The sequence below is a fragment of the Acetobacter papayae JCM 25143 genome, from assembly GCF_000613285.1.
Classification (GTDB): domain Bacteria; phylum Pseudomonadota; class Alphaproteobacteria; order Acetobacterales; family Acetobacteraceae; genus Acetobacter; species Acetobacter papayae.
Genome location: NZ_BAIN01000143.1, coordinates 1 through 1,849, shown reverse-complemented (window position 1 = coordinate 1,849; position 1,849 = coordinate 1). Strand labels below are relative to the sequence as shown.

Here is a 1,849-nt window from a genome sequence, read left to right as displayed (position 1 = left end):
GGGCGGCGGGCGGTAGTCCATGCGGGGGCTGGCTCTTGCGGCCACGGTGTTGCTGCTGCTCTGGCCGCAGGTGGTGGCGGATATGGCTTTTCAGATGTCCATGGCGGCTGTCATGGCGCTGGTGGCGGGGTATGAAAGCCTGCACCCGTTGGTGCAGGGCTGGTGCGCACGACAGCAAAGCCGGATGGGGCGGGCAGGCGGGTTCATGCTCGGGCATCTGGCGGAACTCGTACTGGCCAGCCTGCTGGCGGGGGTGGCCACGCTGCCGGTTGTCATGGCGCATCTGGGCGTGATTGAGCCTTATTTCGTGCTGGCCAATCTGGTTGCGGTTCCCCTTATGGCGGTGTGGATCATGCCCATGGGCCTGCTGGCATTGCTCGGCATGCCTTTCGGGCTTGCCGCGCCGGGGTTGTGGCTTAGTGGCTGGGGTTATGGCCCGTTCTGTGGCTTGCGCATGGGGTGGCCAGTCTGCCGGGTGCGCGCTTTGCGGTGCCTGCCATGCCGGGCTGGGGGCTGGGCGCGGCCCTGCTGGGGCTGGCTTGGCTGTGCCTGTGGCGCAGAGGGTGGCGGCTGGCCGGGCTTGTGGTGTTCGGGCTGGGGGGTGCTGTCTCCATGGCTTGTTAGCTGCCCGGATATTCTGTTCAGCCCGGATGGCGGGCTTATTGGCGTGCGCATGCGCGACAGCGTGCTGGTTATGGGGCATTCGGCCGAGCAGGCGGGTCTTGAGCGCGAATGGGCGCGGGTGCTGGCCTTGCCTGTGCAGCGTTTCAATGCGGCCCGTGATGGGCAAACCCCCGATGGCAGCCTTGTCTGCGGGCAGGACGGTGTGGCCGGTGCCTGTGTGTTTCAGCGCTCCGGGCTCACAATGCTGCTTATTCCCACGCCCCCACCTGCGGGCACGTCCATTGCCGAGGGGCAGGCGCTGATGGGCGAACTATGCACCGGTATGGATCTGGTGGTCAGCACAGGTGGGCTTGGGCACCTGTGCACGCAGGCGCCGCTCAGGCTCGATAGAGCGCTTGCGCGTCAGGAAGGCGCGCAGGCGGTGTATCTTGCCTCTTCAGGCCGGGTGCATGTGGTGTCGGACAGGCTATGGCGTGGCGCGCGGCCATGGGTGCTTAATCCCGGTGGCCACGGACGTCCGTTACTGCCGCTGGCACGGAGCGAGGACGGCCCGCCAGAAGGACCGCCACAGCGCTGGTAGTGCGGGTGTTCAGTCCGCAACGCTTTCAAATGCTTCCATGACGCGGCTGGAGTAAACCAGAGCGGCACCGGCGTTCAGGGCAACGGCCACACCCAGCGCTTCGGCAATTTCTGCCTTGCTGGCACCCACCTTGTGGGCGGCGGCGGTATGCACGGCAATGCAGCCATCGCACCGGGTGGTGACAGCCACGGCCAGCGCAATCAGTTCGCGCGTTTTGGCGTCCAGATGTTTGGTTTCAGGCAGCGGGGTTTCAAGGGTCTGGAGTCCGCTCAGGGTGTTGGGCGTGAGGGTGGCCAGTGTCTTGACGTTTTTGGTCAGATTGTCGCGGTAAGCGTTCCAGTCGGTCATGGTGTCGTTTTCCTGCGGGTTGCTGTCTTGAAAAACAGGGTCAGAACCCTGTCAGCCTAGCCTGCTTGCCCCCCGTGTTGTCACGACACGGTTAGGAGAGGTCGTGGTGCTTGCCCAAGATGGTGCAGAGCCGGTATCGGGCGAGTATGACAGACAGACACGAAAACGGGCCCACGGCCGCAATGCGGCAGGGGCCCCTGGCAGTTTACCGGCAGCGTATAGCGGCGGGGGAACTGAATGGAGATCCCGATCAGGCCCGCGTGGTCGAGCGGCTGGATACGCTGTGGCGTGAACTGG

General features: G+C 65.1%; 2 protein-coding genes. One reads left to right on the top strand and one right to left on the bottom strand.

The features are described from left to right. The first annotated feature begins 19 nt into the window (after positions 1-19). Positions 20-1,204 carry a ComEC/Rec2 family competence protein gene (locus JCM25143_RS20360; RefSeq protein WP_051543438.1) on the top strand — a complete coding sequence of 395 codons (1,185 nt, stop codon included), beginning with the start codon at positions 20-22 and terminating at the stop codon, positions 1,202-1,204. Positions 1,205-1,213: 9 nt separating this feature from the next. On the opposite strand, the gene JCM25143_RS14980 is transcribed toward JCM25143_RS20360, so the two are convergent. Then, the gene (locus JCM25143_RS14980; protein WP_025861818.1) at positions 1,214-1,552 is read right to left on the bottom strand and encodes a carboxymuconolactone decarboxylase family protein; all 339 of its coding nucleotides are present in this window, start codon (positions 1,550-1,552) and stop codon (positions 1,214-1,216) included. Between the last annotated feature and the right edge of the window lie 297 nt (positions 1,553-1,849).